2 protein-coding genes are annotated in these 2704 nt (G+C 34.2%); one reads left to right on the top strand and one right to left on the bottom strand.

Annotation, left to right across the window (positions count from 1 at the left end):
• The first annotated feature begins 70 nt into the window (after window positions 1-70).
• Window positions 71-1222, top strand: coding sequence for an FMN-dependent L-lactate dehydrogenase LldD (lldD, locus tag ACFIKE_RS09180; protein ID WP_375626848.1), 1152 nt, complete (start codon window positions 71-73; stop codon window positions 1220-1222).
• 1086 nt (window positions 1223-2308) lie between these two features.
• On the opposite strand, the gene ACFIKE_RS09175 is transcribed toward lldD, so the two are convergent.
• Entirely contained in the window at window positions 2309-2431 is a 123-nt protein-coding gene (locus ACFIKE_RS09175) for a hypothetical protein (protein ID WP_375625722.1), read from the bottom strand.
• Window positions 2432-2704 lie beyond the last annotated feature (273 nt).

Below are 2704 nucleotides of genomic sequence, written 5' to 3'. Positions count from 1 at the left end.
AGGTACACGGATTCGCTTTTATGCGTTTTAGGATATCTTCTCTTTTCATTTAGGAACAATGGTGCCATCAATGATTATTTCTTCAACACTTGATTATCGTAAGGCAGCAAAGCGTCGTCTTCCTCCCTTTCTTTTTCACTATATTGATGGTGGGGCTTATGCTGAAGAAACGATGCGACGTAACTGTAAAGATCTTCAAGCTCTTGCACTGCGTCAAAGGATTCTAAGGCAAGTTGGTGAAGTTGATCTTTCAATCAAGCTTTTTGATCAGACACTTGATTTACCGATTGTACTTGCACCTGTTGGGCTAACGGGCATGTACACACGTCGTGGAGAGGTAAAAGCAGCGCGTGCCGCAGCGGCAAAAGGGATTCCTTTTACTCTATCCTCTGTTTCAGTTTGTCCCATTGCGGAAGTGCAAGAAGCGGTTGGAGGTGCATTTTGGTTTCAACTTTATGTTCTCAAAGATCGCGGTTTCATGCGTGATGCACTAGAACGGGCTTGGTTAGCTGGTGTACGCACGTTGGTTTTTACAGTTGATATGCCAGTTCCTGGTGCGCGTTATCGTGATGCGCATTCGGGGATGTCTGGTCCTTATGCTGGATTACGTCGTTTTTTACAAGCGTTTACTCATCCATATTGGGCTTGGAACGTTGGTGTTATGGGGCGCCCCCATGATCTTGGAAATGTCTCCACTTATCTCAAAAAGAAAATTGCATTAGATGATTACGTTGGTTGGCTTGGTGCAAATTTTGATCCATCAATTGGTTGGCATGATTTACAATGGATTCGCGATTTTTGGAAAGGAAAAATGATTTTGAAAGGTATTCTTGATCCAGAAGATGCACGAGAAGCAGTAAAATTTGGTGCGGATGGTATTGTTGTTTCTAATCACGGCGGACGTCAGCTTGATGGTGTATTATCAACAACACGAGCGTTGCCTGCAATTGCGGATGCTGTAAAGGATCATTTGACTATTTTAGCGGACTCAGGTGTTCGTTCTGGTCTTGATGTTGTCCGCATGATAGCACAAGGTGCGGATGCTGTTATGATTGGCCGTGCTTTTGTTTATGCGCTTGCAGCAGCAGGTAAGAAAGGTGTTATGCATCTCCTTGATCTTTTTGCCAATGAAATGCGGGTAGCTATGACACTGACCGGTACTCAGACAATTAAAGATATTACACGCAAGAGTTTAGTAAATATAGATGTTTTTAAGCAATGAAAGCAATATTTTTACTGCTTTCAGAAAAAGAAAGTCTTTTTATAGAGGAGCATAATTATATATTTTACAAATATGTTGACAGTTAAAGTTAAATAGAAAAGATCAAAAAGCTCCTCTATAAAATCACATAAAATACTCAGTAACTAAAATAATACTCCGTAAATACAATAATATTTAACGCAAAAATCTTAATAATAATAAACACAAAAAAAACACTAATAACATTGCATACATCTTTTACTTATTTTATTAAAAGCTCATTCTATGGATAAAAAGGAACAAGCGCTGATATTAAAGGTAAAACAATTGTTGATATAGAAAAAATAGATATAAATAATGCTGCGAGCATTTTTCTCTCCTATATATAAAAATATAACATGTTAATTACTTCTTTCCCACATTATCATAAAACGTAAATTTATAAACTTCATTTAGTTTTATTTTAATATAGAACAATATTAATTATGGCATATAAATAAAATTATTAAAAATGTCAATATGTGTTTATTGTAATCTATAATTATAATAAAAAATAGATCTAATAAATAATATTTCTATAATCTATATATTATTTATATTAATTTTATTGGGTAATTATTATATGGATATGATATTGTTTTTATGGAGTACATTTTTAAGCAATGAAAAAAATACCCATACAATCTTTAAAAAAGCTCGTTTACTGAGAGCAAGACTGCGTGAATTAATGTTTTTCTTTCTTATTTTCTTGCATCCTCAATGAGTTATGATGTTTTTGAACTGGCGAACATATTAGGAAGCAGTTAAATATTTTTTGTATAGTATGTCATTGCTAACACTGTTTATGCTTTCTCTATTGATTTCATAATTTGTTAAAAAAATCGAGTTTGTTTTTATTACAGATGGGGTCGTTAGGTATTCCTAATGATACAAATTGGCATAGAACGTTTTGTTCTATAAGGGATTTAACAATTGCATCTCTAGGCTTCTCCATTGATACTATGCTCTTCATAGACAACAACAGATTGGTGAGATTGGCATAACTCTAGCACAGATATATTATCTCAAAGTTGAATTGTTGGCACACTTGTAAACGTTGGGATAACTTTATGTTTTTTGAAGCTCTACAGCAATATCAAGACAAATCTGAACAGGTTCTTCAGTAGCAAGTAAGAGAACATCTTTCCCTTTTTTAAACAGAAGTTTTTCTGATATCAATTTTTGCAGCATTTTTGTGAATATTCATAACAGCGCGCTTTCCTAAACTTATATAAACGGGTACAGGATTACTCAGAGTGGAAAAAATTACAGTTTCCATTTGATCGAATTACTCTCATAAGTAATTGGATAATATTTACTTTATCGCTGAATAAAAAAGAAAATTTTTTCTTTCTTTAAATAGAGGATGTGTTGTCATCTAGCCAATAGGGATAGTTTGCGAGCAATTTGTTCGATGCAAGACAACTTAACATTGCAGTTACTTTTTATCACTTGAAGCTGTGA

It is taken from the genome of Bartonella sp. MU70NMGDW (assembly GCF_042194085.1).
GTDB lineage: Bacteria > Pseudomonadota > Alphaproteobacteria > Rhizobiales > Rhizobiaceae > Bartonella > Bartonella grahamii.
The sequence above is the reverse complement of the archived record's forward strand: the minus strand, read 5'-3'. Positions and strand labels throughout refer to the sequence as shown.

Excerpts from the sequence above, each read along its gene's own strand:
- ACFIKE_RS09175 (WP_375625722.1), bottom strand. The coding sequence starts at position 2,431 with ATGCTGCAAAAATTGATATCAGAAAAACTTCTGTTTAAAAAAGGGAAA.
- lldD (WP_375626848.1), top strand. The coding sequence starts at position 71 with ATGATTATTTCTTCAACACTTGATTATCGTAAGGCAGCAAAGCGTCGT.